Source organism: Pseudomonas sp. NPDC086581 (assembly GCF_044746165.1).
Lineage (GTDB): Bacteria > Pseudomonadota > Gammaproteobacteria > Pseudomonadales > Pseudomonadaceae > Pseudomonas.
The window spans coordinates 42188-67843 of sequence record NZ_JBIVBR010000003.1 but is presented as its reverse complement, the minus strand read 5'-3'; the positions used below and the strand labels follow the sequence as shown (position 1 = coordinate 67843).

General features: G+C 65.8%; 23 protein-coding genes. 8 read left to right on the top strand and 15 right to left on the bottom strand.

All coding sequences use genetic code 11. From position 1 onward, the window contains the following. Positions 1-150 precede the first annotated feature (150 nt). Both ACIPK7_RS07785 and ACIPK7_RS07780 read left to right on the top strand, forming a co-directional pair. Positions 151-822, top strand: a complete 672-nt coding sequence (locus tag ACIPK7_RS07785; RefSeq protein ID WP_401086993.1) for a polysaccharide lyase family 7 protein — start codon at positions 151-153, stop codon at positions 820-822. After that, positions 819-2027 carry a lytic murein transglycosylase gene (locus ACIPK7_RS07780; RefSeq protein WP_401086991.1) on the top strand — a complete coding sequence of 403 codons (1209 nt, stop codon included), beginning with the start codon at positions 819-821 and terminating at the stop codon, positions 2025-2027. Before ACIPK7_RS07785 ends, ACIPK7_RS07780 begins: the two co-directional genes overlap by 4 nt. Before the next feature lie 496 nt (positions 2028-2523). Here ACIPK7_RS07780 and ACIPK7_RS07775 read toward each other — a convergent pair whose 3' ends face one another. From ACIPK7_RS07775 to napE, 6 genes are read right to left on the bottom strand one after another with little or no spacing between them, the layout of a single operon-like run. Continuing rightward, positions 2524-3123 (bottom strand): cytochrome c3 family protein, encoded by a 600-nt coding sequence (locus tag ACIPK7_RS07775; RefSeq protein WP_192432052.1) that lies wholly within the window; start codon positions 3121-3123, stop codon positions 2524-2526. Between the two features lie 9 nt (positions 3124-3132). Then, entirely contained in the window at positions 3133-3627 is a 495-nt protein-coding gene (locus tag ACIPK7_RS07770) for a nitrate reductase cytochrome c-type subunit (protein ID WP_401086989.1), read from the bottom strand. Positions 3628-3637: 10 nt separating this feature from the next. Beyond that, a complete protein-coding gene (gene napA, locus ACIPK7_RS07765; RefSeq protein WP_401086987.1) occupies positions 3638-6142 on the bottom strand; it encodes a nitrate reductase catalytic subunit NapA in 2505 nt (834 codons plus the stop codon). Beyond that, positions 6139-6441 (bottom strand): chaperone NapD, encoded by a 303-nt coding sequence (locus ACIPK7_RS07760; RefSeq protein ID WP_401087388.1) that lies wholly within the window; start codon positions 6439-6441, stop codon positions 6139-6141. The genes napA and ACIPK7_RS07760 overlap by 4 nt, the downstream gene beginning before the upstream one ends. A gap of 7 nt (positions 6442-6448) precedes the next feature. Continuing rightward, the gene (napF, locus tag ACIPK7_RS07755; RefSeq protein WP_401086985.1) at positions 6449-6931 is read right to left on the bottom strand and encodes a ferredoxin-type protein NapF; all 483 of its coding nucleotides are present in this window, start codon (positions 6929-6931) and stop codon (positions 6449-6451) included. A 10-nt stretch (positions 6932-6941) separates the two neighbouring features. After that, entirely contained in the window at positions 6942-7109 is a 168-nt protein-coding gene (napE, locus tag ACIPK7_RS07750) for a periplasmic nitrate reductase, NapE protein (RefSeq protein WP_401086983.1), read from the bottom strand. A gap of 198 nt (positions 7110-7307) precedes the next feature. On the opposite strand from napE, the gene ACIPK7_RS07745 reads away from it, so the two are divergent. Genes ACIPK7_RS07745 through ACIPK7_RS07735 form a run of 3 tightly spaced genes read left to right on the top strand, consistent with a single transcriptional unit; the run spans position 7308 to position 9991 of the window. Then, positions 7308-7919 (top strand): hypothetical protein, encoded by a 612-nt coding sequence (locus tag ACIPK7_RS07745; protein ID WP_401086981.1) that lies wholly within the window; start codon positions 7308-7310, stop codon positions 7917-7919. A gap of 54 nt (positions 7920-7973) precedes the next feature. Further along, positions 7974-8651 (top strand): response regulator, encoded by a 678-nt coding sequence (locus ACIPK7_RS07740; protein ID WP_192432057.1) that lies wholly within the window; start codon positions 7974-7976, stop codon positions 8649-8651. Next, positions 8648-9991, top strand: coding sequence for an ATP-binding protein (locus ACIPK7_RS07735; RefSeq protein WP_401086979.1), 1344 nt, complete (start codon positions 8648-8650; stop codon positions 9989-9991). Before ACIPK7_RS07740 ends, ACIPK7_RS07735 begins: the two co-directional genes overlap by 4 nt. A 181-nt stretch (positions 9992-10172) precedes the next feature. Here the strand turns inward: ACIPK7_RS07735 and ACIPK7_RS07730 are convergent, their stop codons facing one another. Further along, complete coding sequence (locus ACIPK7_RS07730) at positions 10173-11174, bottom strand: AraC family transcriptional regulator (protein ID WP_401086977.1); 1002 nt, start codon at positions 11172-11174, stop codon at positions 10173-10175. Positions 11175-11539: 365 nt separating this feature from the next. Here ACIPK7_RS07730 and ACIPK7_RS07725 point away from each other — a divergent pair, with 365 nt between their 5' ends. Next, complete coding sequence (locus ACIPK7_RS07725) at positions 11540-12841, top strand: dicarboxylate/amino acid:cation symporter (protein ID WP_138526068.1); 1302 nt, start codon at positions 11540-11542, stop codon at positions 12839-12841. Positions 12842-13279: 438 nt separating this feature from the next. Here the strand turns inward: ACIPK7_RS07725 and ACIPK7_RS07720 are convergent, their stop codons facing one another. The 3 genes from ACIPK7_RS07720 to ACIPK7_RS07710 all read right to left on the bottom strand — a co-directional run bounded on the left by ACIPK7_RS07720 (position 13280) and on the right by ACIPK7_RS07710 (position 16372). Then, complete coding sequence (locus tag ACIPK7_RS07720) at positions 13280-14671, bottom strand: adenylate/guanylate cyclase domain-containing protein (RefSeq protein WP_138212861.1); 1392 nt, start codon at positions 14669-14671, stop codon at positions 13280-13282. A gap of 141 nt (positions 14672-14812) precedes the next feature. Next, complete coding sequence (locus ACIPK7_RS07715; protein WP_081518080.1) at positions 14813-15397, bottom strand: HD domain-containing protein; 585 nt, start codon at positions 15395-15397, stop codon at positions 14813-14815. Positions 15398-15568: 171 nt separating this feature from the next. Then, a complete protein-coding gene (locus ACIPK7_RS07710) occupies positions 15569-16372 on the bottom strand; it encodes a helix-turn-helix transcriptional regulator (protein ID WP_192432062.1) in 804 nt (267 codons plus the stop codon). A 207-nt stretch (positions 16373-16579) separates the two neighbouring features. On the opposite strand from ACIPK7_RS07710, the gene ACIPK7_RS07705 reads away from it, so the two are divergent. Then, positions 16580-17944, top strand: coding sequence for an APC family permease (locus tag ACIPK7_RS07705; protein WP_192432064.1), 1365 nt, complete (start codon positions 16580-16582; stop codon positions 17942-17944). Between the two features lie 15 nt (positions 17945-17959). Beyond that, complete coding sequence (locus ACIPK7_RS07700; protein ID WP_192432066.1) at positions 17960-19057, top strand: P1 family peptidase; 1098 nt, start codon at positions 17960-17962, stop codon at positions 19055-19057. Between the two features lie 70 nt (positions 19058-19127). Here the strand turns inward: ACIPK7_RS07700 and ACIPK7_RS07695 are convergent, their stop codons facing one another. From ACIPK7_RS07695 to ACIPK7_RS07675, 5 genes are all read right to left on the bottom strand, one after another. Continuing rightward, on the bottom strand, positions 19128-20126 hold the full coding sequence (locus tag ACIPK7_RS07695) for a sulfate ABC transporter substrate-binding protein (protein ID WP_401086974.1): 999 nt from the start codon (positions 20124-20126) through the stop codon (positions 19128-19130). A 187-nt stretch (positions 20127-20313) separates the two neighbouring features. Continuing rightward, on the bottom strand, positions 20314-21969 hold the full coding sequence (locus ACIPK7_RS07690) for a mucoidy inhibitor MuiA family protein (protein ID WP_401086972.1): 1656 nt from the start codon (positions 21967-21969) through the stop codon (positions 20314-20316). 183 nt (positions 21970-22152) lie between these two features. Next, positions 22153-23397 carry a serine/threonine transporter SstT gene (gene sstT / locus ACIPK7_RS07685; RefSeq protein WP_401086970.1) on the bottom strand — a complete coding sequence of 415 codons (1245 nt, stop codon included), beginning with the start codon at positions 23395-23397 and terminating at the stop codon, positions 22153-22155. A 205-nt stretch (positions 23398-23602) separates the two neighbouring features. Next, complete coding sequence (dapF, locus tag ACIPK7_RS07680) at positions 23603-24439, bottom strand: diaminopimelate epimerase (protein WP_401086968.1); 837 nt, start codon at positions 24437-24439, stop codon at positions 23603-23605. A 33-nt stretch (positions 24440-24472) separates the two neighbouring features. Next, positions 24473-25390 (bottom strand): urea transporter, encoded by a 918-nt coding sequence (locus ACIPK7_RS07675; RefSeq protein WP_401086966.1) that lies wholly within the window; start codon positions 25388-25390, stop codon positions 24473-24475. Between the last annotated feature and the right edge of the window lie 266 nt (positions 25391-25656).

Genomic DNA, 25656 nt, shown 5'->3' with positions numbered 1-25656 from the left:
AGCCGGTGATGGGAAAAACGCCCGCGAGGTGTGCCCGCAGCCGCTCAAGGGCGCACCTGTCGGTCGATATTCAGATAGCCGGATGAGTGAAAAGTCCGACAGCCTCGTCTACCCTTGCGACCATGTCCTGACCCGCGAAGCGATAGGCCGATGTTGGACCTGAGCACCTGGAATCTGACCATTCCCCAACGCGGCCCGGCCGCGACCATTTCCACGGCGAAACTCGGCCGTAACTACGAGAGCCCGTACTTCCGCCGCAGCGCCGATGGCGTGGTGTTCTGGGTGCCGGTGAACGGCGCCCATACCAGCGGCAGCGAATATCCCCGTACCGAACTGCGCGAGACCAAGCCCGATGGCCGCCTGGTCACCTGGCGCTATCCGCTGGCGGAGAACCTGATGGTCGCGACCCTGCGCGTGGAGGCCGTGCCCTCCAGCCGGCGCATGGTGATCGGGCAGATCCACAGCAACGGCAGCGGCAGCGCCGAGGCCCTGCCGCTGGTCAAGCTGGTCTACCAGCTGCGCCTGGACAAGGCGCGGGTACAGGCGCTGGTTCGCGATCGGCCCGACGACATCACCACGCGCACCTATACCGTCTATGACGGCATTCCGCTGGGCGATACCTTTACCTACCGCCTGGGCGTGTCCAGCAGCGGGGTGCTGAGCGTGCAGGTCGAAGGCGGCCAGGTCAGCCAGCAACTGGATACGAAATGGGCCTACCAGGGCCTGTACTTCAAGGCAGGGCTCTACCTGCAGGACAATCGCGGGCCCGCCAGCGAGGGCGGGCGCGCCACCTTCACCGATCTGAGCATTCGACACCAATGAAGACTTCTTCCATCGCGCGTCGCGCTTGCCTGGCCTTGTCCCTGCTGCTGCCGGCGGCACTGGCGCAGGCCGCGCCGGGCGACGATTTCGGCGCCTGCCTGAACCGCCTGCAGGGCGCCGCCCAGGCCAAGGGCGTCAGCGCCGCCAGCTTCGCGCAGTTCACCAAGGGCCTGCAGCCGGATTTGAGCGTGCTGCCGCTGCTCGATTTCCAGCCCGAGTTCACCACGCCGATCTGGGATTACCTGGCCGGTCTGGTGGATGACCAGCGCGTCGCCGACGGCAAGGCGCGCATGGCCGAGCACGCCGAGTTGCTGCGCAAGATCGCAGCGCGTTACCAGGTCGACCCGGCGACTGTGGTTGCGGTGTGGGGCGTGGAGAGCGATTTCGGCCGCATCACCGGCAAGCGCCCGCTGCTGGTGTCGCTGTCGACGCTGTCCTGCTACGGGCGGCGCCAGTCGTTTTTCCAGGGCGAGTTCTTCGCCACCCTCAAGCTGCTGCAGCAGGGCGATATCCGCGACAGCGGCATCACCGGTTCCTGGGCCGGCGCCTTCGGCCAGACGCAATTCATGCCCTCGACCTACGCGCGCATCGCCGAGGACTTCGACGGCGACGGCCACCGCGACCTGGTGGGCAGCACCGCCGACGCCCTGGCGTCCACTGCCAATTACCTGCGCAAGGCCGGCTGGCGCGAAGGGCAGCCCTGGGGCTACGAGGTGAAACTGCCGGCCGGCTTCGATGCCTCGCAGGCCGGGCGCACCAAGCGCCGCGCGCTGTCTGACTGGACCAGCCGCGGTGTGACGCGTATCGATGGCAAGCCGATCCCGAGCATCGACTCCAAGGCAGCGATCCTGCTGCCGGCCGGCGCCAACGGGCCGGCCTTCCTGGTGCTGCGCAATTACGACGCGATCTACTCCTACAACGCGGCGGAAAGCTACGCGCTGGCCATCGCCCTGCTGTCCGACCGCCTGCGCGGCGAGCCGGGCCTGCGCACGCCCTGGCCGACCGATGATCCGGGCCTAAGCCGTGCTCAGCGCAAGGAACTGCAGGAGTTGCTGATCAAGCGCGGCTATGACATCGGTCAGCCCGACGGAATGATCGGCGACGTGACGCGCAAGGCGATCCAGCAGGAGCAGAACAAGCGCGGTATGACGCCGGCGGACGGGCGCGCCGGGCAGAAGATTCTCAAGGCGCTCAGGGGCGGCTAGCCGACACTGCCTGTTTCCCCCGCAAGACAGAGGCCCCGGTCTGCCGGGGTCTCTGCTTTCTTGGCTGTGACGTCTCCTGCTGATGTTCGCCGGCGAGTACTGTTCGCGAGCAAGCTCGCTCCTACAGTCTCACCCTCGCGCCTGGGCGGCTTTTCGTAGGAGCGAGCTTGCTCGCGAACCTGCGGATTCGGTGGGGGCGGCAGGTTGATGGCGCGCGGAGGATGTTCCTACAGGATCAAGAGTCCCTCACCCTAGCCCTGGCTGCGCGCCCCGCTCCGAAGGGAGAGGGGACCGATCGGTGCAGGATGAAACTATGGCGTCAGCTGGCACGATCACACCGTAGGGCGGATAACCCGGAACGGGTTATCCGCCGATGGCCTCGCGGCGGATAACGCTGGCGCGTTATGCGCCCTACGCTCATTGGAGCGGGGTACGCAGCCAAGCTCCCGCAGAGCAGCCCCATCACGGGCAGCAACCGCGCCCACGCCTGTCTACCTTACTGCCAGCCCTTCACCCCGCTCATGTCCGGCAGGTGGTGGGCGATGCCCTTGTGGCAGTCGATGCAGGTCGCCGCGCCGGAGGCCAAAGCGGTGGAGTGCATCTGCCGCGCGCGCTGGCTCTGGCGGGTGAAGTCCATGAACTGGAAGTTGTGGCAGTTGCGGCACTCCAGCGAGTCGTTGGCCTTGAGCCGCGCCCATTCGTGCTCGGCCAGCTCGCGGCGATGGTCGAGGAATTTCTCGCGGGTGTTGATGGTGCCGAAGATCTTGCCCCAGACCTCCTTGGAGGCCTGCATCTTGCGCGCGATCTTGTCGGTCCACTGGTGCGGCACATGGCAGTCCGGGCAGGTGGCGCGCACGCCGGAGCGGTTGCTGTAGTGGATGGTGTCCTTGAGCTCGACGAAGACGTTGTCGCGCATCTCATGGCAGGACGTGCAGAAGGCCTCGGAGTTGGTCGCTTCCAGCGCGGTGTTGAAGCCGCCCCAGAAGATGATCCCGGCCACGAACCCGGCCAGCGTCAGGAAGCCCAGGCTGTAGTGCACGCTGGGTCGGCGCAGGACGCGCCAGTAGCCCGAAAGCCAGGCGAACAGAGCTTTCATGGCGCCTCCTCAGGGGTTGCCGGTCGACGTGCCAGCGGCCGCGTCGTGCTGCAGGATGGTATCGATGTCCTCGAAGGTGTTGCCCACCAGCGGCTTCACGTCCTTCTGCGGGACATGGCACTGCACGCAGAAATAGCGTCGCGGCGCCACGGCGGCCAGTGGCTGGCCGTCGCGATCCATGTAGTGGGTGATGCTGATCATCGGCGCTTGTACCCGGGCGCTGTTGGCGCGGCTGTGGCAGGACAGGCACTTGTTGCTGTTGGTATCGATGCGGTAGCCGACGATGGTGTGCGGGATGGTCGGCGGCTGCTCGGGATAGTTGCGCTCGCGCCGGATATCCTTGTTCTCGTCGGTGGCCAGCGGCGGAGCCGGGCGGTCCTGGGTGAGGGTGCCGCCAGCGCGGCGGCCGTCGGGAGCCGGGGCATCCAGCGGATAGCTGACGTCGGCGGCCAGCGCCGGGAGGGCGAAAAGCAGCAGGAGCAGGGCGGGCAGTGTCGGTTTCATCGCGCGTTCCTCAGGCCAGGCTGACCAGTTCGATGCGCACCGCGCATTTCTTGTAGTCGGTCTGCTTGGAGATCGGGTCGGTGGCGTCCAGCGTGACCTTGTTGATCAGCTTGTTGGCATCGAAGAAGGGCACGAACACCAGCCCCTGCGGCGGTTTGTTGCGCCCGCGGGTTTCGATGCGCGCGCGGATTTCGCCGCGCCGGCTGATCACCCTCACCTCGCTGCCGCGGCGCATCTTCAGGTCGCGCGCGTCGTCTGGGTGCATGTACACCACGGCGTCAGGCACCGCCTTGTACAACTCGGGCACGCGCTGGGTCATGCTGCCGGTGTGCCAGTGTTCGAGCACGCGGCCGGTGGATAGCCAGAACGGGTAGTCCTTGTCCGGCGCTTCCGCCGGCGGCTCGTAGGGCAGGGCGAAGATGATCGCCTTCTTGTCCGGGTAGCCGTAGAACTGCAGGCCGCTGCCCTTGGCCACGTAAGGGTCATAGCCTTCGCGGTAGCGCCAGCGGGTTTCCTTGCCGTCCACCACCGGCCAGCGCAGGCCGCGTGCCTCGTGGTAGGCATCGAACGGCGCGAGGTCATGGCCGTGGCCGCGGCCGAAGCTGGCGTATTCCTCGAACAGGCCCTTCTGGATGTAGAAGCCGAAGGCCTTGGCCTCGTCGTTCTCGAAGCCCTTGGCGATCTGCTCGCCGCCGAAGGCGTCGACCTGGCCGTTCTTGAAGAGCACCTCATAGAGCGTCTTGCCCTTGAGCGCCGGCGCCTTGGCCAGCAGCTCGGCGGGCCAGACCTCGTCGGTGGTGAAGCGCTTGGAGAATTCCACCAGTTGCCAGAGGTCGGATTTTGCCTCGCCCGGCGCCTTCACCAACTGATGCCAGAACTGCGTGCGGCGCTCGGCGTTGCCGTAGGCGCCTTCCTTTTCCACCCACATGGCGCTGGGCAGGATCAGGTCGGCGGCCTGGGCCGAGACCGTGGGGTAGACGTCGGAGACGATCACGAAGTTCTCCGGGTTGCGCCAGCCCGGCAGCACCTCCTGCATGATGTTCGGCCCGGCGTGCATGTTGTTGCAGACCTGGGTCCAGTATACGTTGAGCACGCCGTCCTTGAGCATCCGGCTCTGCTGCACGGCGTGGAAGCCGATCTTTTCCTGGATGGTACCGGCGGGTACTTTCCAGATTTTCTCGGCGGTCTCACGGTGTTTGGGGTTGGTCACCACCAGGTCCGCCGGCAAACGGTGGGCGAAGGTACCGACCTCGCGGGCAGTGCCGCAGGCCGAGGGCTGGCCGGTAAGGGAGAAGGGGCTGTTGCCCGGCTCGCTGATCTTCCCGGTGAGCAGGTGGATGTTGTAGATCAGGTTGTTCGCCCAGACGCCGCGAGTGTGCTGGTTGAAACCCATGGTCCAGAACGACACTACCTTGCGCTTCGGGTCGGCATACAGCTCGGCCAGGGCCTTGAGGCGCTCGGCCGGCACGCCGCTTTCCTTGGCGGTGCGTTCCAGGGTGTAGGGCTTGACGAAGGCGGCGAACTCGTCGAAGCCGATGTCGCTCCAGGTGTTGGCCTTGTCCGCATTCTTCGCCTGCTTCTCCAGCGGGTTGTCCGGTCGCAGGCCGTAGCCGATGTCTTCGGCGCCGTGGGCGAAGCGGGTGTGCTTGTCGACGAAGTCGCGGTTCACCGCGCCGCTTTCGATGATGTGGTTGGCGATGTAGTTGAGGATGTAGAGGTCGGTCTGCGGCTTGAACACCATGGGGATGTCCGCCAGGTCGAAGCTGCGGTGCTCGAAGGTGGAGAGCACGGCGACCTTGACCTGCCCGGCGCTCAGGCGGCGGTCGGTGACCCGCGACCAGAGCACCGGGTGCATCTCGGCCATGTTCGAACCCCAGAGCACGAAGGTGTCGGTGGCCTCGATGTCGTCGTAGCAGCCCATGGGTTCGTCCATGCCGAAGCTGCGCATGAAGCCCATCACCGCCGACGCCATGCAGTGCCGGGCGTTGGGATCGATGTTGTTACTGCGCAGGCCGGCCTTGAACAGTTTGTTGGCGGCATAGCCTTCCCACACCGTCCATTGCCCGGAGCCGAACATGCCCACGGAGGTGGGGCCCTTGGCCTTGAGCGCGGCCTTGAACTTCTCGGCCATGATGTCGAAGGCGGCGTCCCAGCTGATCGGTTGGAACTCCCCCTGCTTGTCGAACTTGCCGTCCTTCATGCGCAGCAGCGGGCGCGTCAGGCGGTCGCTGCCGTACATGATCTTGGACAGGAAGTAGCCCTTCACGCAGTTGATCCCGCGGTTGACCTCGGCCTTGATGTCGCCGTGAGTGGCGACCACCTTGCCGTCGCGGGTGGCGACCATCACGCTGCAGCCGGTGCCGCAGAAGCGGCAGGGCGCCTTGTTCCAGTCCAGGCGGGTCATGTCCGCCTCGGTGACCAGGTTGCTGGCGGCGCTCAGGATCGGCAGGCCGGCGGCGGCCGCGGCGATGGCGGCGGCATTGGCCTTGGCAAACTGGCGGCGGGTCAGGTTCATTGGGCACCTCCGGCCTGGGCAATCAGGGGGCTATCGGCGAGCTGCAAGGCTTCGGGCGAATCGACGATCTCGTGGTAGATGAGCACGGCGTTGAGCACGCCCGGCAGGTTCTGGATGGCGTTCAGGTTGTCGAGAATGCTCGCTTCGTGAGCCGCCTCCAGCACCACCACCAGCTTCCCCTGCGGGCTCTGCTGGTGAACTTCCAGACCCGGTAGGCGCAACAGATTGGCCTTCACGGCCTCCAGCAGTTGGGGGCGGGAGTGAACGATCAGGCTGGCGATCTGGATGCTCTCGGGCAACTGAGTCTCAGGCATGGGGAGCCTCACGGTTCAGGTGGATGGCGTGGCCGGGGCAGGGCGCTACGCAGGCGCCGCAACCCGTGCACAGGGAAGGATCGAGTTGGGGCAGGGACGGTCCGCCGAGCTGCGGGCGGAAACGGATGGCACGCGGCTCGCAGGCGTCGTCGCAACTGCGGCAATGAATACCGGCGCGGGCCAGGCAGCGGTCGTCGATCTGTGCGCGCCAGGCGAAGGCCGGGCGGCCAAGGTCGAACAGCCCGGCCTCGCAGGCCTGTGCGCAGTCGCCGCACAGGCTGCAACCGGCTTGGCTGAAGTCCAGCTGCGGGTAGCCGCCATCGCCGACTTTCAGCACCTGTTCCGGGCAGGCGTCGATGCACGCATTGCAGCGCGTGCAGCCTTCAAGGAATTCGCGGTCGGTGGCAGTCCATGGCGGGCGACGTACTTCGGGCGCACCGCCCAGGCGCCGTAGCAGGGCGCGTCGAGCGAGCATGACGTCGGCCTTACGAGGGCGGGCCGGGCGGCCCCGCCAGCAGCTGATACATCCAGACGATGAAGCCGTAGCCACCGACGATGGCCACGGAGAGCAACGGGAACAGGCAGATCACCAGGAACAGGAATAGCCGGGTTTCCTTGCCTTTTTCCGTGCCGGGTCCGGTCTCTTCGGTCATGGGGTCAGCCTCCCGCCAACGATAGGGAATCAGCCTAGTCCCTGCTTCTTGTGTGGGCAAAATCCTACTTGCGTTATTCTTTTTTCATACAGCGATTTCGTTCAGCAATGGTTCAGCGCTCTGACAGGTTCCGTTCAGAGCCCTCCTCGTAACCTTCTCCCCGTCAACCAACTTCAGACCTCTGACGGGAGAATCCCCATGAAAACCATGAAGAAAATCGCCCTCGCCACTGCCATCCTCGGTGCCAGCTTCGCCGCTACTGCAGCCAGCGCCGCCGACACCTTCGTCGGCATGACCTGGGGGGAAACCAGTAACAACATCCAGAAATCCGACGCGCTGAACCGCAACCTGGGCAACCCCAAGTTCGATAGCGTGATCAACAACAGCGGCACCTGGGGCATTCGCGCCGGCCAGCAGATGGAGCAGGGCCGCTACTACGTCACCTATGAAAACGTCTCTGACACCGAGAACGGCCTGAAGCTGCGCCAGCAGAACCTGCTTGGCAGCTACGACGCCTTCCTGCCGCTGGGCGACCAGGGCACCAAGCTGTTCGGCGGCGGCACCGCCGGCCTGGTCAAGCTGGAGCAGGACTCCAAGGGCTACAGCCGCGACAGCGATGTGGGTTACGCCATCGGCGCCCAAGCCGGTATCCTCCAGGAACTCGGCAAGAACGCATCTGTAGAAGGCGGCTACCGTTACCTGCGTACCAACGCGAGTACCGAGATGAGCCCGCACGGCGGTGGCAAGGTGGGATCCCTTGACCTGCACAGCAGCTCCCAGTTCTACCTGGGCGCCAACTACAAGTTCTGACCGGTAACGCAACCGGGCCGCGCGGCCCGGTTGCCTGACTCAGGGAGCACGCGCATGAAACTGCTGGTGGTGGAAGACGAGGCGCTGTTGCGCCATCACCTGTATACCCGGCTCGGCGAGCAAGGCCATGTGGTCGATGCCGTGGCCAACGCCGAAGAGGCGCTGTACCGCGCCGCCGAATATCATCACGATCTGGCAATGATCGACCTGGGCCTGCCGGGCATGAGCGGCCTGGACCTGATCCGCGAATTCCGCAGCCAGGGCAAGACCTTCCCCATTCTCATCCTCACCGCTCGTGGCAACTGGCAGGACAAGGTTGAAGGCCTGGCCGCCGGTGCCGACGACTACGTGGTCAAACCCTTCCAGTTCGAAGAGCTGGAGGCACGGCTGAACGCGCTGCTGCGCCGTTCCAGCGGCTTTGCGCAGTCGAGTATCGAGGCCGGCCCGCTGGTGCTGGACATCAACCGTAAACAGGCACTGGTCAACGGCGAATCGCTGCAACTGACCGCCTTCGAGTACCGCATCCTCGAGTACCTCATGCGCCATCACCAGCAGGTGGTGGCCAAGGAACGGCTGATCGAGCAGCTCTACCCGGACGACGATGAGCGCGACCCGAACGTCATCGAGGTGCTGGTCGGCCGCCTGCGCCGCAAGCTCGAGACCGCTGCGGGCTTCAAACCGATCGATACCGTGCGCGGCCAGGGCTACATCTTCAACGAGCTGTGCAAATGATCCGCTCGCTGCGGCTGCGGCTAATGATCGGTGCGGCGATTCTCGCCGTGCTGTTCATGGCGGCGCTGCTGCCGGCTCTCCAGCGTGCGTTCAGCATCGCCCTGGAGAACGCCATCCAGCAGCGCCTTGCGGCGGACGTGGCGACCCTGGTGTCCTCGGCGCGCATCGAAGGCAATGTCCTGAGCATGCCCGAGCACCTGCCGGTGGAGGACTTCAACCTCCCCGAATCGAAGTTGCTGGGTTTCATCTACGACCAGTCCGGCAGGCTGGTGTGGCGCTCTACCTCGGCCCAGGACGAGAGCGTCAACTACTCGCCCAAGTACGACGGCCTGATCGACGAGTTCACCCGCATCCGCGACGCCACCGGCCAGGAGTTCTTCGTCTACGACGTGGAGATCGACCTGCTCGGTGGCAAGCGTGCGGCCTACAGCATCGTCACCATGCAGCCGGAAAGCGAGTTCCGCGAGCTGGTCAGCGGTTTCCGCGACCAGCTCTACCTCTGGCTGGGTGGTGCGCTGCTGCTGTTGCTGGGCCTGTTGTGGCTCGGCCTCGGCTGGGGCTTCCGCTCCATGCGCGGCCTGCGTTCGGAACTGGACCAGATAGAGACCGGTGACCGCGAGCGCCTGAGTGACGATCACCCCGCCGAGATGCTGCGCCTGACCGACTCGGTGAACCGCCTGCTGGAAAGCGAGCGCGCCCAGCGCGAGCGCTATCGCAACTCCCTGGGCGACCTTGCCCACAGCCTGAAGACGCCGCTGGCGGTGCTGCAGGGCGTCAGCGAAACCCTCGCCGACGAGCCGAAGAACCGCGAGCAGGTGCAGGTGCTGCAGACCCAGATCGAGCGCATGAGCCAGCAGATCGGCTACCAGCTGCAGCGCGCAACGATGCGCAAGAGCGGCCTGATCCGCCACCGCGCGGCACTCGACCCATTGCTGGACACCATCGGCGGTGCGCTGGACAAGGTCTACCGCGACAAGCGTGTGAAGCTGGAACGGGAGATTCCGCCGGGCTTTTCCCTGCCGTTGGAAAAGGGCGCCCTGCTGGAGATGCTCGGCAACCTGCTGGAGAACGCCTACCGCCTGTGCCTGACCACGGTAAAGGTCAGCGCACGCAAGAACGGCCGGCTGTTCGAGCTGATCATCGAGGACGACGGCCCCGGCGTGCCGGCCAGCCAGCGCGAACGTATCCTCAAGCGCGGCGAGCGCCTGGACACCCAGCACCCCGGCCAGGGCATCGGTACGGCGGTGGTGAAGGACATCATCGACAGCTACGACGGCGAGCTGGCGCTGGAGGATTCCTCGATGGGCGGAGCGTGTTTCCGGATTCGCCTGCCGGGGTGATCGGGCGCCGGTTCGGGTTCGCGAGCTTGCTCGCGAACGCCCACGCACCGGAGTCTCGTTTTAGGTCGTAGGGCGCATCACGCGCCAGCGTTATCCGCTGCGAGAGCAATCGGCGGATAACCCGTTCCGGGTTATGCGTCCTACGGCCTGGGCGCCTGCGCTCCTACAGGTTGAAGCCGAGTTATTCCCCCTGCTGCGCCCGATACGCCCCCGGCGTCAGCCCCGTCCATTTCTTGAAAGCCCGGTGGAACGCCGAAGGCTCGGAGAAGCCGAGCTGGTCGGCAATGTCCTGGATCGACAGCTCGTCGCGGCCCAGGTAGTAGATCGCCAGGTCGCGGCGCAACTGGTCCTTCATCTCCTGGAAGTTCGGCCCTTCTTCGCGTAGATGGCGGCGCAGGGTCTGCGGGCTCATGTGCAGTTGCGCGGCGACCTGTTCCAGGTCCGGCCAACTGCGGCAGTCGCGGCCCAGCAGGCGGCGGATCTGGCTGGTCAGGCTGTCGCCGCCGTCAGGACGGGCGAGCAGGTCGGCGGGGGAGTTCTTGAGGAAGTGCTTGAGCGTGCGCTCGTCCTGCAGCAGCGGCATGTCCAGGTAGCGCGCCTGCAGCAGCAGGCTGGTGCTGCAGGCGGAAAAGCGGCGAGGGCAGGGGAACAGCAGGTCGTACTCGGCCTGGTGCTCGGGCGCCGGGTAGCTGAAGGTCGCTTCGTCCAGGCGGATGCGCTGGCCGACCAGCCAGCTGGCCAGGCGGTGCCAGATGAGCAGCAGGCTCTCTGCGAGGAAGTGGTCCGGGTCGCGCAGGTGGGTTTCGTCCAGGGTCAGGCGGGCGCGGTCGCCGTCGCGCACCAGCTCGATCCGTGGAGCCTCGGGAAACAAACCGTAGAACAGCGCGCCGCGTCCCAGAGCCTTTTCCAGCGTGCGGCAGTGGATGATCGCGTTGCACATCATGGCGAAGGTGCCGCGCTTGCTGGGCATGGCGCCAAACCCCATGTACTCGTCGTCGAGCACTTCCCACAGGCGTTGCACCAGGCAGGTGAAGTGCGACGGATCGATGCGTGCGCGGGGTTCGTCGAGGATGGCCGGGGCGATACCGGCGTCACGCAGCAGGATTTGAATGTCCAGCCCCTTGCGCTGGGCGCCATGGACGGCGGCGCGGACAAAATGGCTGGCAATGGTGCGTTCACGCATGAGCGGTCCTTGTTGTTCTGCCCGCACGTCCAACAGTCGTGCGGTAAACCCGATCGAACCTGACCGGGGTTCTACAATCTACGGTACGAAGGCTGTGGCGGATACCCGCCAGAGGGCGGGAAACCCGCCAGCCTGGAGGCGGGTTTCCGCCATTTCTGGGGCCTTCCGTGCCGCGACTTTATACGGAAGTTATTGAATCTAAAGGAATTAATTATTTTTTAAAGGTCTGGCACAGCACTTGCGATATGCGATCAAGGCCTGCCCTTGGGCATGCCCTGAAAACAAATTCTCCCATTGCAGGGAGATAACGCGTTCGGTGTTGTGTCTCCCCATGGGGAGCACTCGCCCGTGAGGACAGAGCTGCCATGACCAAGCAACCCTTCTACAAAAGCCTGTACGTGCAGGTACTGATCGCCATCGCCATCGGTATTGCACTCGGCCACTTCTACCCCGACACCGCCAAACTGATGAAGCCGCTGGGCGATGGCTTCGTCAAACTGATCAAGATGGCCATTGCGCCGATCATCTTCTGCACCGTGGTGACCGGCATCGCCGGCATGCAGAGCATGAAGGCCGTGGGCAAGACGGGCGGCATGGCGCTGCTGTACTTCGAAATCGTTTCCACCGTCGCGCTGATTATCGGCCTGGTCGTGGTCAACGTCGTCCAGCCGGGCGCCGGCATGCACGCCGATGTCGCCACGCTGACCGCCGAAATGAACAAGAACGCAGCGCTCACCGGCTTCATCGCCTCGGGCGAGAAGCAGAGCACCATCGACTTCTTCATGAACGTCATCCCCAGCACCGTGGTCGGCGCCTTCGCCAACGGTGACATCCTCCAGGTGCTGTTCTTCTCCGTGCTGTTCGGCTACGCGCTGCACCGCCTGGGCGACTACGGCAAGCCGGTGTTCGAGTTCATCGATCGCATCACCCACGTGATGTTCAACATCATCAACGTGATCATGAAGGTCGCTCCCATCGGTGCCTTCGGTGCCATGGCCTTCACCATCGGCGCGTACGGCCTCGGCTCGCTGGTGCAGCTGGGCCAGCTGATGCTGTGCTTCTACATCACCTGCCTGCTGTTCGTGCTGATCGTGCTCGGCGGCATCGCCCGTGCCCACGGCTTCAGCATCCTGCGCTTCATCTCCTACATCCGCGAAGAGTTGCTGATCGTGCTGGGCACCTCGTCCTCCGAATCGGCCCTGCCGCGCATGATCGCCAAGATGGAGAAGCTGGGTGCTGACAAGAGCGTCGTCGGCCTGGTAATCCCCACCGGCTACTCGTTCAACCTGGACGGCACCTCGATCTACCTGACCATGGCTGCGGTGTTCATCGCCCAGGCCACTGACACCCCGATGGACATCACCCACCAGCTGACGCTGCTGGTCGTGCTGCTGATCGCCTCCAAGGGCGCTGCCGGCGTCACCGGTTCGGGCTTCATCGTGCTGGCCGCCACCCTGTCCGCCGTCGGCCACCTGCCGGTTGCGGGTCTGGCGCTGATCCTGGGTATCGACCGCTTCATGTCCGAGGCCCGCGCCCTGACCAACCTGGTCGGCAACGGCGTGGCTACCATCGTGGTCGCCAAGTGGTGCAAGCAGCTGGACGAGAAGACCCTGTCCGCCGAACTGGCCGCAGGTCCTGGCAACTCCGCGGAGCTGCAGCCTTCCTGACGGGTTCGCTAAAGAGCAATTCGGCCCGGTGAACGTGAAGCGCCGGAGCCTTTCCAGCCCGCTCAATTGAGCGGGCTTTTTTATGGGCGGGTGAAAAGGGCGGGGGCTGTTCGCAGGAGCGAGCTTGCTCGCGAAGCGTTTCCCGGCGGCTCTGGAGTTGGGCGGGTTCGCGAGCTGGAGCCCGGCGGCGCTCTCGGCCCAGCAGTTGTGGTGGGGATGGCCCGCTCCTGCAGGGGAGCGGGCGCGGGTATCAGGCGGGGTTTAGGAGCGGGCCATGCCCGCGACGCAAGGCGTCAGCCTTGCCGGATTCCAGAGGATGCCCGGCGAGCGTGGGAGCGGACTTCGTCCGCGATCGGGTGGGAGCATCAAGGAGAAGGGCGTTACTGAAGCGGGGCGCCTGGGCGAGAGAACACGGACTCGGTAAAGAGGCCGCGAGGATCAGAGAATGATCTTGTCCTTGAGCTTCTCCGCCGCCTGCTGCAGTGCCTGGATGACCCGTTCCTTGTCGTAGTTCTGCACGTTGTTGGTGTCCAGGTACATGGAGAACCCCGGCACCTCGTGTTCGACGAAGCTGGGGTTGGAGCCCAGGTCGCGGCGGAAGTCGACCACCTGGTAGATCTGCACCGGCTTGCTGAAGCCCTTCACGGCGATCTGGCCCTTGTCGCGGCACATCAGCACGTCCTTGACCAGCGAGTAGGTCTCGTGGCTGATGAGGATCTCGCCGGCTTCGGCGGCGCTTTCCAGGCGGCTGGCGAGGTTCACTTCGCGGCCGATGATGGTGTAGTCCATGCGCGTGTCGGCGCCGAAGTTGCCCACGGTGCAGTAGCCGGTGTTCAGGCCCATGCGCACTTCCAGCGGTTTGGTGATGCCCTGGGCACGCCACTGCTGGCGCATGACCTTCATGTGCTTGCGCATGGCCACGGCCATGGACACGGCGGCCACGGCGTCCTTCTTCGCGCCCTGGGTGGCCGGGTCGCCGAAGAACACCATCACGCAGTCGCCGACGAACTTGTCGATGGTGCCGCCGTACTTCAGGGCGATCTTCGACATCTCGTTGAGGTAGTTGTTGAGCATGTCGGTGAGGGCTTCGGCCTCGAGTTCCTCGGACAGCTCGGTGAAGCCCTTGATGTCGGAGAAGAACACCGTGAGCTTCTTGCGCTGGGTCTCCAGGCGCACCGTGCGCTTGCCGCTGAAGATCGATTCCCACACCTGCGGCGACAGGTACTTGGCCAGGTTGCTGGCCAGGCGCGCGGCCTTTTCCTGCTCCAGGGTGATGTCCGAGCGGGCCTGAGCCAGGCGCAGGCCCTGCTGGTGCACGAAGAAGGCGGTGATGCAGATGTACAGGGTGGAGAACAGCACGCTGACCAGCGCGACGATGCTTGGCGTCTGGCCCTTGTAGGCCGGGGCGATCAGCGCGGCGCTGAGGACCGCGGCGCTCAGCGCCACCAGCAGTGCCAGGCCCAGGGAACGCAGGCCGCCGATGATCAGCGCGGAGAAGGCGAGGATCAGCACCAGCATCAGGCTGGGTACTTCGGAGAAGCCCAGCAGCGTGGTGGCGATGCCGGCGTGCAGGGCGTCGATGAACAGCAGTACCAGGCGGGTGCGTTGCGGGTTGTCGCGCTTGAAGCGGCGGCTGACCTGCTGGGCGAGGTGCGGGTAGAGCAGGGCGTACGGGATCATCCAGAGGATCTCGTAGCCGAAGTACTTGGCAAAGGTGCCGGCGGTGATGGTCGCGGCGATGGCGATATACGCCAGCACGCGGGAGTGGTACTCGCGCAGAGGGGCGGGGGTGAGCGGACTGCTGACACGCTCAAGAACGTTAGGCTTCATGCGCAAGAAACTTCCCTGGTGCGCGTAGGCTCGTGGCCAATTGCGCGTCTGATTTTGGGAGGAATCTTATTCCATGCGCAGCCCCCGGACCAGCGGCGGTTCGCCACTCTTCGTCGCGGACCGCCGATCACCTCAGGACCCTCAGGCCATCGTGCCGTCGGGCTTCTGGTAGATCGAGCGGCGGGGCTGGGCAAAGACCCGGCGCAGCATGGGTTCGAAGAACTCCAGGGGCAGCACTTCGCCGTCCGGATCGAAGGCGGCGGCGTCGTAGCGCGCGCAGAATTCGATGGTCTGCTCGAACTGCGGGTGGTCCTTGAACTGCTCGCGCAGGTGCCGGTCCAGGCCCAGGTGATGGAAGAAGTAGTAACCCTGGAAGATCGCGTGCTTCTCGATCATCCACAGGTTCGCCTCGCTGACGAACGGCTTGAGGATGGCCGCGGCGATGTCGGCGTGGTTGAACGAGCCGAGGGTGTCGCCGATATCGTGGAGCAGGGCGCAGACCACGTACTCCTCGTCGCGACCGTCGCGGTGGGCCAGGGTGGCGGTCTGCAGCGAGTGGGTCAGGCGGTCCACCGGGAAGCCACCGAAGTCGCCGTCGAGCAGGCGCAGGTGGGTCATGATCCGGTCGGGCAGAAGCGCGGCGTACTGGCCGAAGTCCTTGGCGATGATCGCCCAGTCCTCGGCGCTGCCGTCTTCCATGTGGGTGAAGTTGGCGCGTGCGTTCATCAGGCTGTGCTCTCTTGTGATAGTCGTGGCGTGTCTGGATGGCACGGGTCCAGTCTAGAAGCCTGACGAGCACGCGGTAGTGTCCGTGCAGCGCCAGCAGGGTGTCCCGGTGGGCGCGAATGGCTTGCCATCAGCCGCGCGGATGGCGGCTGCCCTGGCCTGAAGCGACGCTCAGGGATTCTGCGGATCGTGCCCCAGCGACTGCAGGAACAGCGAGAACAGCTCTGGCTGCGAGGAGATGTCGAGCTTGTTGTACAGGTGGCGGCGGTGGACCTTGATGGTCTCCGGCGAGATCGCCAGGCGCTCGGCCATGGCCTTGGAGGAGTAACCCCGCAGGATCAGCCGGGCGATCTCCAGCTCACGCTCGGACAGCACTCCGGCGCCGAAGTGGCTCAGGGCATCGCGCACCTGCACCGCCACACCCTCGCTTGTGCCCGGCAGCAGGCGCTGGCTGCGCAGCTGCCAGTGCTGCTGCATCAGCGCCAGCACCCAGGGGCAGAGCATCGCCAGCAGGCCGATCTGCTCCCCATCGAACATTTTGCGCATGCCCAGTGACAGTGACAGCGCGCCCTGGCCGGGAAGCTGGAGGATGAACTGCACCTCGTCCTCCAGCACGTTGTCGTGGAAGTAGCTGAGGAAGTACTCGCTCTGGCGGAACTGGTCCGGGGAAATTTCCTCCAGCCGATACAGCCCGCTGGGCACGCCGTCGCGGCAGGCCTGGTAGAACGGGTCGAGCTGGAACAGCCCGTCGAGGTAGATGGCCATGGCCGCCGGGCCGGCGGTGGGCTCGGCGTCGTATTCCTCCAGCGCCACCGGGGTGCCGCTGGCTGGGTAGAACATCGCCAGGGCGTTATCGAACGGCAGCCACTGGTGCAGCAGCAGGACCAGTTGCTTCCAGAAGCGCGGCTGGCCGATCTGCTCGATGGCGCGGCCGAGGTTGGCGTGCATGCCGACCTCGCGGAACAGGGTGTGCATCGGCGGACGATCTCCGGCAAGCGTGGGTTCGGCCCACGGTTTCCTCCTTTTACCGGTTCGCCGTCAAGGGGGCGTAACCCCAAATGGTGATTGGCCGCTTTGCCTGCCACGCACAGACTCAGCGCCACCTGACGCCCCGAGCAAGAGGGCGCAACAAGGTTTTCGTTCCTGCCTCAGCCACCAATAACAACACGAGGAAACAACGATATGAGCGCTTCCCCTGCGCCAGCGAGCGCGCTCAAGCCCAGCCTGGGCGTGCTCGACGTAGTCGCCATCACCGTCTCGGCGGTCACCCCCGCCAGCTCCGTTTTCGTCATCGCGCCCTTCGCCATCCAGCAGGCCGGCAGCGGCGCCTTCCTGGCTTTCGTCTTCGCCGGCTTCCTGGCGCTGATGTTCGCCTGGTGCTACGCCGAGCTCGGCCGCGCCCACAGCTCCGCTGGCGGCGAGTATGTCTACGCCAAGCGCGTGTTCGGTGGTCTCGCCGGCTACGCCACTTTCCTCACGGTGCTGGTTTCGCTGCTGTTCATTCCGCCGGTGCTGGCGACGGGCGCGGCGACCTACCTGAACAACGCCCTGGGGACGAACTTCGACACCCAGACCGTCGCCCTGGTGATAGTCGCCGCCAGCTACGTACTGGGCATCCTCAACATCCGCGTGAATGCCTGGATCACCGGGGTGTTCCTGCTTTGCGAAGTGGCGGCGCTACTGGTGATCGTGGTGCTCGGCTTCGGCCACGTCAGCCAACCGGTGAGCGTGCTGGTGCAGCCGCAGCACATTGACGGCGGGATACTGGCCGCCGCGCCCTGGGCGCTGGTGATCGGCGCCGTGGGTACCGCGCTGTTCTCCTACAACGGTTTCGGCGGCGCGGTGTTGCTGGCCGAGGACATGAAGTGCGGCGGGCGCAACGTGCACCGCGCGGTGATCTGGTCGCTGGTGCTGGTGGTGGTCATCGAGATCGTCCCGCTGACCGCACTGCTGCTGGGCGCACCGTCGCTCAGGGACATGATTGCCAGTCCCGATCCGGTCGGCTACCTGCTCACCGCCCACGGCAACGCGACGTTGTCGCGACTGGTCAGCGCCGGCATCTTCCTCTCGGTGTTCAACGCCATCGTTGCCATCGTCATCCAGGTCGGCCGGGTGATCTTCAGCAGCGGCCGCGATGAACTGTGGACACCGTTGATGAACCGCGCCTTCACCCGCATCCACCCGCGCTGGGAATCGCCGTGGATCGCCACGCTGTTCCTCGGCGTGCCCTCGGCGGCGCTGAGCTTCAGCTCGAACCTGGAGGAGCTGACCTCCTTCACCGTGCTGCTGTTGGTGATGGTCTACCTGGTGGTGGCGCTCTGCGCGCTGTTCAGCCGCGTGCTGCGCCGCGACCGCGAGCATCCGTACCGCATGCCGCTGTGGCCGCTGCCGGCGATGCTTGCGGTGGTCGGCGCCGGCTACCTGTTGCTCAACCTGCTACTGGACGCCTCCTCGCGGGACGTCATGATCATTGTCGGGATACTGGCCGTGTCGGTGATTCTCTACAGCACCTACGGCAAGCTCAGCCCGGCCTTCCAGAAGTTATAAAACGAAGGAGACAGCATGCGCGCTCGTCAACTCGGCATCACCCTCGGCCTGGGCACTCCCGGCGAGTTCAACGCCATCACCGATGTTCCCGGCATCCGCGTCGGCCACAGCACCCTGATCGGCAAGCGCGACGGCAAGGCCGTGCGCACCGGCGTCACGGTAGTGCAACCACGTGAAGGGGCGGCGCGGCAACAACCCTGCTTCGCCGGCTGCCACGTGCTCAACGGCAACGGCGACGCCACCGGCCTCGAGTGGATTCGCGAGGCGGGTCTGCTAACCACGCCCATCGCCATCACCAACACCCACAGCGTCGGCACGGTGCGCGATGCGCTGATCGCCGCCGAGCATGCCGAGCTGGCGGACCCGTCCATCTACTGGTGCATGCCGGTGGTGATGGAAACCTACGACGGGCTGCTCAACGACATCTGGGGCCAGCACATCGGCGCCGAACAGGTGCGCGAGGCGCTGGCCGCGGCCGAATCCGGCCCGGTACGTGAAGGCCCGGTAGGTGGCGGCACGGGGATGATCTGCCACGAGTTCAAGGGCGGCATCGGTACCTCCTCGCGCAAGTTGCCGGCGGAGCAGGGCGGCTGGACCGTGGGAGCGCTGGTGCAGGCCAACCACGGCCAGCGCCGTGAACTGCGGGTGGATGGTTACCCGGTCGGCCGCCAGCTGGGCGACCTGCCGTCACCCTTCGCCGAGCAAGGCACGCCGGGCATGGGCTCCATCGTGGTGGTCCTCGCTACCGACGCGCCACTGTTGCCGCACCAGTGCCAGCGCCTGGCGCAGCGCGCTTCGCTGGGGATCGCCCGCACGGGTGGCGGCACCGACGACTCCAGCGGCGACATCTTCCTCGCCTTCGCCACTGGCAACCGCGACCTGCCGCCGGCGGACTACGGGCGCAAGGATCTGCCTTTCGCCACGGCGCTGGAGATGGTCAACAACGACCACATTTCGCCGTTGTTCTCCGCCGCCGCCGAGGCGGTGGAGGAAGCCATCGTCAATGTGTTGCTAGCCGGCAAGGACATGCGTACCGATGACGGTGTGCTGGTGCCGGCGCTGAGCGGGGAGCGTCTGCTGGCGGCGTTGCGCGATACAGGCTGGCCCGGCTGAGGATTGCCACGCCATGAAAAAGCCGGAGCTGCTGGGCAGCTCCGGCTTTTGTCTTTCCCCTACCGGCAAATCAGTTCGGGGTATAGATCTGGTCGAACACGCCGCCGTCGGCGAAGTGGGTTTTCTGCACGGTGCGCCAGTCGCCGAAGGTCTTCACTACAGAGAAGAAGTCCACTTTCGGGAAGCGGTCGGAGAACTTGGCCAGCACTTCCGGGTTGCGCGGGCGCAGGTAGTTGTTCGCGGCGATGGTCTGGCCTTCGTCGGACCACAGGTACTTCAGGTAGGCCTCGGCTTCGGCGCGGGTGCCTTTCTTGTCGACCACCTTGTCGACCACGGCCACTGGCGGCTCGGCTTCGGCGGAGACGCTAGGGTAGACCACTTCGAAGCCACCACGGCCGAACTCACGGGCGATCATCTCGGCTTCGTTCTCGAAGGTCACCAGCACGTCGCCGATCTGGTTCTGCATGAACGTAGTGGTCGCTGCGCGGCCGCCGGTATCCAGCACCGGGACGTTCTTGAACAGCTGGGCGACGAATTCCTTGGCCTTGGCTTCATCCGCGCCATGCTTCTGCGCGTATCCCCAGGCGGAGAGGTAGGTGTAGCGGCCATTGCCCGAGGTCTTCGGGTTCGGCACTACCACCTGCACGCCCGGCTTCACCAGGTCGTTCCAGTCCTTCAGGCCCTTGGGGTTGCCCTTGCGCACGATGAACACGGTGGCGGAGGTGAAGGGCGCGCTGTTGTTCGGCAGGCGGGTCGCCCAGTCCTTGGGCACCAGGCCGCCGTTGTCGGCCAGGGCATCGATATCGGTGGCCTGGTTCATGGTGATGACGTCGGCCGGCAGGCCGTCGATCACTGCGCGGGCCTGCTTGCTGGAGCCGCCGTGGGACATCTGGATGGTGATCTTCTCGCCTTTCTCTGCCTGCCAGTGCTTCTGGAAGGCGGCGTTGTAGTCCTTGTAGAAGTCGCGCATCACGTCGTAGGAGACGTTGAGCAGGGGCTGGGCGGCCTGGGCGGCGGAGGCCAGGGCGAGGCCGGCGGCCAGCAGCGAGGCGCTGAACAGACGTTTCACAAGCAGTTCCTTTTGGCAGTGTTGTTGAGTGTCGATTATGCCGACAGGTTATATGGCACTTAAATACTTAAAGGCTATTTGCTTATGCGGGAGCAGGGCTCGCAGTTTCCCATGCTTCGCTCCCAACGAAGGGGCAAGTCGCCCGGCAGCCTAGCAGGCCTGCCGGGCATTGACTGCCCTTGCGGCGTCACTCCAGCCCGCTGATTTCCAACTCCTTCGGATACTCGATGCTGAACTTGAAGGTGGTGCTGCGTTTCTCGCCCGGTTTCAGTCGCCAGTCCCACAGCAGCTTGCCGTCGTCCTCGCGGTTGGCGGCCTGGTCTTCGGGCGCCAGCAGGGCCACCTTGATCTGCTCGTTGCGCGAGACCGGCAACTGGTCCTTGAACTGTAGGCGCTGCTCGGTCTTGTGGTTGTTCTGCGCATCGATACGGAACTCGTAGGTGATGCGCTTGCGCCCGCCAGTCAGGCCGGTGTAGTCGGTGTAACGGTTGACCAACTTGCGTTTGATCGGCATCGCCTCGTCGCCGCCCAGAGCCAGCTCGAAGGTCTCGCCCGGCATCACTGCACGCAGCTGGCCGCTGGCGACGAAGGTATTGCCAAGGTAGGTGTTGAGTGTGCCCGGCAGCAGCGGATAGTCGCTGGCGTTGCGGGTGTCGGCCTGCAGGTAGGCGGCTTCCCGCAGCGACGGCGTGGCCAGGTAACGGAAGGTCGCGGGCAGCTTGAACTGGGCGATGGAGACCTTCTGCGAGCTGCCGTCGCTGTTCAGTGTGGCGCGGGCGGGGATGTGGAAGGAGGCGCTGGTTGTGGCGCCGCTGACTTCGGCGACGGCCACCGGCATTTCCGCCAGGGCGCCGGCCGCGGCCATCTCGTCGGCGGCGAAGCGCTGGGCCTTCTTCGCCTCCAGGGCCATCATCGGCGCGGCTGGCGCCGGGGCGGGGCGGGCGGCCATCACCGTGCGCGGGTCGAAGGTGTCGACGAACCATGGCGAGAGTGCCGGTACGCTGCTGCCGAGGTTGGGGCGGGCGGTGGACAGCGTGAGGTCGATATCGGTCCAGTCTTCGCCGCTGCTCTGCCGGACGATGCCCTGGTAGGTCATCTCGATCTGTTCTTCGCCATCGCGCAGGCGGGCGTCGTAGGACGGGCGCCAGGAGGCGTCGTAAAGCGTGTAGCTGAGCTGCAGTTGCACCTGTGCGGGCTTCTCCAGCGCCACCCGGAGGATCGCGCGCTTGTAGTGGGTGCCGTCGCCGGCCAGGTGGCTACGCTGGTTCTCCAGCTCCTGCCGGCGCTGCTGCAACTCTTCGCCCTGTTGGTCGAGCTTGCGCTGTTCGTCGAGGATGCGGCCGAGGTTGCCCTCGCTCATCTGCAGCAGGTTCTTCAGTTCGTCGATGCTCGGCAGCGCCTGGTTCTTGCCCGGCTTGGTGCTGCTGGCCTGGATGTCGGCGAGAAACTGCTTCTGGTTCTCCAGCACGCTGCCTCGGTCGCTGATCTCACGCTCCTGCCGCTCGATGTCGCGCAGCTGCGCGTCCAGTTGTTGCAGGCGGTTGTCCTCGGAGGGCGGCGACACCTGCGGCGCGCTGCTGACATCGAGCAGGGTCGCGGCGGCGCTGGCGCTGAGCGAGGCCTGCAGGCTGCTGTCGTCGATGCGCAGAGGCAACTGCTCCAGGGCGATCTCATGCTGGCCGGCGGGCAACTGCAGGGTGGCGGTGCGGGTGACGATGGCGCGGTCGGTGTAGACGGTGACCGCGCTGATTCGGCTGTCGGCCACCTGCGGTGCGGCCAGCAGCGAAGGGCTGGCCAGCGCGCCGGCCATGGCGAGGATCAGTGGGTGGAATCGAAAGGGCATGTGCTCACCTCGCGGCCTGGAAGGCGGCCGGCACTCCGGAGCGCCACCATGGCGTCCGTCCATGCTGCTTGTGACGAAGGAGGTGGGCGAAACGGGTTGAGTGCGGGTGACGCTGGCGTGCGGCTGCCGATGAGTGGCGGGGCGGAGGAGAGTGCCGGGGCGTCGTTCGCCCCGGCAGAAGGGTCAGGCGCGCTCGCCTTCCTGCGGCTCGTCCACGTCACCTTCGGCGATGCACGCCGCGGCGGTGAACAGCACGTCGGTGGAGGAGTTCAGTGCGGTCTCGGCCGAATCCTGGAGGATGCCGATGATGAAGCCGACCGCCACCACCTGCATCGCCACTTCGCTGGAGATGCCGAACAGGCCGCAGGCCAGCGGGATCAGCAGCAGCGAGCCGCCGGCCACGCCGGAGGCGCCACAGGCGCAGACCGAGGCGACCACGCTGAGCAGGATGGCGGTGGGCAGGTCCACGGCTATCCCCAAGGTGTGCACCGCTGCCAGGGTCAGCACGCTGATGGTGATCGCCGCGCCGGCCATGTTGATAGTCGCGCCCAGCGGGATCGACACCGAGTAGGTGTCCTCGTGCAGGCCCAGGCGATCACAGAGTTGCAGGTTGACCGGGATGTTGGCCGCCGAGCTGCGGGTGAAGAAGGCGGTGATGCCGCTTTCGCGCAGGCACAGCAGGACCAGCGGGTAGGGGTTGCGGCGGATCTTGGCGAAGACGATCAGCGGGTTGACCACCAGCGCCACGAACAGCATGCAGCCCAGCAGCACGGCCAGCAGGTGCAGGTAGCCCAGCAGCGCGTCGAAGCCGGATTCGGCGATGGTGCCGGCCACCAGGCCGAAGATGCCCAGCGGGGCGAAGGCGATCACCACGCGGACGATCAGGGTCACGCCGCCCGCCAGGTCATCGAGCAGGTCGCGGGTGGTCTGGCGCGCGTGGCGCAGGGCAATCCCCAGGCCGATGGCCCAGGCCAGGATGGCGATGAAGTCCGCCTCCAGCAGCGCCTTCACCGGGTTGGTGGTGACACTGAACAGCAGCGAGCGCATGACTTCGCCGATACCGCCGGGCGGCGCCAATTCGCTGGTGGGGGCGCTGAGCACCAGGGTCGAGGGGAAGGTGAAGCTGGCGATCACCGCGACCACGGCAGCCGAGAAGGTGCCAATCAGGTACAGCAGCAGGATCGGCCGGATGTGCGTCCGCTGCCCCTGCTTGTGGTTGGCGATGGAGGCCATCACCAGCACCAGCACGAGTACCGGTGCAACGGCCTTCAGGGCTGAGATGAACAGCTTGCCGAGCAGGCTGACCGCCACTGCGCCTTGCGGCCAGAGCACGGCGAGGGCGATGCCGCAGAGCATGCCGATGAAGATCCGCAGGACCAGGCTGGTGCCCTTGAGCCGCTGCAGGAGAGTGGGAGTTGGAAGCGTCATGACATCTTTCGCTGCTGGAAGTGGGATCGCCCCGGCGGGCCGGGCGCGAAAGGTCGCGGATTATGCCGTCTGATGCCGGGAAATGCGCGGTTACCCGTCGATTGATCGGTCAGGCTTTGCTTCGGCAGGTGTCAGGTCACAGTCTGGACGGCCGCGAGTGGACCGGCATTGATCCATGCCGGTCGCGTCGGGATTAGCCTCCGATTCAGCCGAGGTCGGCGAAGGCTTCCGGGTCCAGGTCGATGCCGGCGACCCGCTGCACGGCGCCGCGCATGGTCACCTGGAAGTCGTCCGCGACGCGGATTTTCAGCAGGCCGCCGGCCAGGTGCAGGTCGATGTGCTCGTCGCACAGGCCGAGCCGGCGCGCCACCGATGCGGCGGCGCAGCTGCTGGTGCCCGAGGACAGCGTGTAGCCGGCGCCGCGCTCCCAGATTTCCACGCGCAGCGCATCGCGGGACAGCTGCTGGACGAACTGCACGTTGGTTCGGCGGGGGAACAGTGGATGGTTTTCCAGCCGCGGGCCGAGGCGGCAGGCCAGTTCGCGACTGGTCTGTTCGACGAACACCACGCAGTGCGGGTTGCCCATGGAGACGGCGTTGATCTTCAGCGCCACGCCATCGATTGTCAGCGGATAGTTCAGCGCTTCGGGAGCGTCGATCTGCACCGGGATCTTCGCGCAGGCGAACTCGGCGCGGCCCATGGACACCTCCACGGTGCGGCCCTCGTCGGACACCTGGCTGGTGACGGTGCCGCCGGCGGTGACGATGTCGAACGGGTGCCCGGCGACCAGCCCGCAGTCCCACAGGTAGCGGGAGAAGATGCGCAGGCCGTTGCCGCTCTTCTCCGCCTCGGAGCCGTCGGGATTGAGGATGCGCAGGCCGAAGGCGGCATCGCTGTGGTTCGCCACCAGGATGCCGTCGGAGCCGATGCCGTGGTGGCGGTCGCACACGCGGCTGATCTGCGCAGCCGTCAGGGCGAACGGCGCAGCGCCGGAGTAGACGAGGTAGTCGTTGCCCAGTGCCTGGTATTTCACGAAGTTCATCGATGCGATCCGTCGCCGCAAAAGGGCCCTCGACTATACACGCGGGCCGCTGTTTTCCCGTCGCGGGTCGTGCAGCAGGGCTTCCAGCACGCGCTGGCCGAGGATCACCAGCCAGCAGGCGAGAATGAAGGGCGCGGTGAACGCCGGGAGGCCGACGAGGGCGAAGCCGGGTTGCAGCAGCACCGCCAGGACGATGCCGCACAGCGGCGCCAGCGGGCTGCGGAAACGCAGCGACAGGGCGATACCTGCCAGCACGCCGTTCAGGCCGAGCAGGCCGGCCTGCGCCGATGCGGCCGGCAGGTCGAACAGCGGCGCCATGGCCAGTGCACCGGCGGCGCCGGCGAGTGCCCAGAACGCGGTGCGACGCTCCACCAGCAGCAGGCCGAGGGCGATGGTCAGGCCGGCCAGCGGTTCACCGAGGAAGATCACTTCGCCGAAGCCCAGTGCGGTCGAATCCAGCAGGGGATTGGCAGCGCCGCAGGACAGGCAGGCGACGCTGCTGGCCGGCGCGAAACCGAGCGCCTTGCCCAGCGCCACCGAGACCCAGCCCAGCAGCACGAAGGCCGAGGTGTAGGCCGGCAGGCCGAAGCGCCGGCGCGACTGGCGCAACAGCACCGCCTGCACGGCGACGCTGGTGAGGATGGCGGCAACGGTCAGCATCACCAGCCCCAGCGACCACTGGAACTGGAAGGGCAGCAGCAGACCGATGAGGATCGGGTTGTAGTCGTGCAGGCCGGCGTCGATGTCCGCCTGCGGCTCGCGCACGAAGCGCGCGGTGAGCGGGCCGAGCAGCGCACCGAGCAGGGCGCCGGGCAGCAGGTGCGGCGCGGACCAGGCGATGGTCAGCAGCAGGATCAGGCCGAAGCGGGCGTCGGCCTGCAGGTAGATCTGGCCAAAGCCGATCAGCCGATTGGGTACGAACTGTTTCTGCGAGAAAAGGGTCAGGGGCATTTGAGGTCTGGGCAGTTGAAAGTGACTCCGCAGCGCCTCGTTGGGTGTGGGGCATCGAGGCCCCATCGGCGGGCGCTGCGTGAGAACCTTGTGACGCTGCCATACGGAGCCGCGCCACGGGTCTGGAAAAAGAAAAGAGGTTGTCGGCGGGATCGCCGCCAACAACCTCAAAGTTCCATGGCCAGCATTGGGAGTTGCTGCGTGGGGGCCATGGACCGACAAGCATTCGGTGCTCGTGTATTCGTAAACAAGGTCAAACCCGGACG

Bases quoted from the DNA above. Each gene is read 5' to 3' on its own strand.
- ACIPK7_RS07785 (WP_401086993.1), top strand. From the start codon at position 151: ATGTTGGACCTGAGCACCTGGAATCTGACCATTCCCCAACGCGGCCCG.
- ACIPK7_RS07780 (WP_401086991.1), top strand. From the start codon at position 819: ATGAAGACTTCTTCCATCGCGCGTCGCGCTTGCCTGGCCTTGTCCCTG.
- ACIPK7_RS07775 (WP_192432052.1), bottom strand. From the start codon at position 3,123: ATGAAAGCTCTGTTCGCCTGGCTTTCGGGCTACTGGCGCGTCCTGCGC.
- ACIPK7_RS07770 (WP_401086989.1), bottom strand. From the start codon at position 3,627: ATGAAACCGACACTGCCCGCCCTGCTCCTGCTGCTTTTCGCCCTCCCG.
- napA (WP_401086987.1), bottom strand. From the start codon at position 6,142: ATGAACCTGACCCGCCGCCAGTTTGCCAAGGCCAATGCCGCCGCCATC.
- napF (WP_401086985.1), bottom strand. From the start codon at position 6,931: ATGCTCGCTCGACGCGCCCTGCTACGGCGCCTGGGCGGTGCGCCCGAA.
- napE (WP_401086983.1), bottom strand. From the start codon at position 7,109: ATGACCGAAGAGACCGGACCCGGCACGGAAAAAGGCAAGGAAACCCGG.
- ACIPK7_RS07745 (WP_401086981.1), top strand. From the start codon at position 7,308: ATGAAAACCATGAAGAAAATCGCCCTCGCCACTGCCATCCTCGGTGCC.
- ACIPK7_RS07740 (WP_192432057.1), top strand. From the start codon at position 7,974: ATGAAACTGCTGGTGGTGGAAGACGAGGCGCTGTTGCGCCATCACCTG.
- ACIPK7_RS07735 (WP_401086979.1), top strand. From the start codon at position 8,648: ATGATCCGCTCGCTGCGGCTGCGGCTAATGATCGGTGCGGCGATTCTC.
- ACIPK7_RS07730 (WP_401086977.1), bottom strand. From the start codon at position 11,174: ATGCGTGAACGCACCATTGCCAGCCATTTTGTCCGCGCCGCCGTCCAT.
- ACIPK7_RS07725 (WP_138526068.1), top strand. From the start codon at position 11,540: ATGACCAAGCAACCCTTCTACAAAAGCCTGTACGTGCAGGTACTGATC.
- ACIPK7_RS07720 (WP_138212861.1), bottom strand. From the start codon at position 14,671: ATGAAGCCTAACGTTCTTGAGCGTGTCAGCAGTCCGCTCACCCCCGCC.
- ACIPK7_RS07715 (WP_081518080.1), bottom strand. From the start codon at position 15,397: ATGAACGCACGCGCCAACTTCACCCACATGGAAGACGGCAGCGCCGAG.
- ACIPK7_RS07710 (WP_192432062.1), bottom strand. From the start codon at position 16,372: ATGCACACCCTGTTCCGCGAGGTCGGCATGCACGCCAACCTCGGCCGC.
- ACIPK7_RS07705 (WP_192432064.1), top strand. From the start codon at position 16,580: ATGAGCGCTTCCCCTGCGCCAGCGAGCGCGCTCAAGCCCAGCCTGGGC.
- ACIPK7_RS07700 (WP_192432066.1), top strand. From the start codon at position 17,960: ATGCGCGCTCGTCAACTCGGCATCACCCTCGGCCTGGGCACTCCCGGC.
- ACIPK7_RS07690 (WP_401086972.1), bottom strand. From the start codon at position 21,969: ATGCCCTTTCGATTCCACCCACTGATCCTCGCCATGGCCGGCGCGCTG.
- sstT (WP_401086970.1), bottom strand. From the start codon at position 23,397: ATGACGCTTCCAACTCCCACTCTCCTGCAGCGGCTCAAGGGCACCAGC.
- dapF (WP_401086968.1), bottom strand. From the start codon at position 24,439: ATGAACTTCGTGAAATACCAGGCACTGGGCAACGACTACCTCGTCTAC.
- ACIPK7_RS07675 (WP_401086966.1), bottom strand. From the start codon at position 25,390: ATGCCCCTGACCCTTTTCTCGCAGAAACAGTTCGTACCCAATCGGCTG.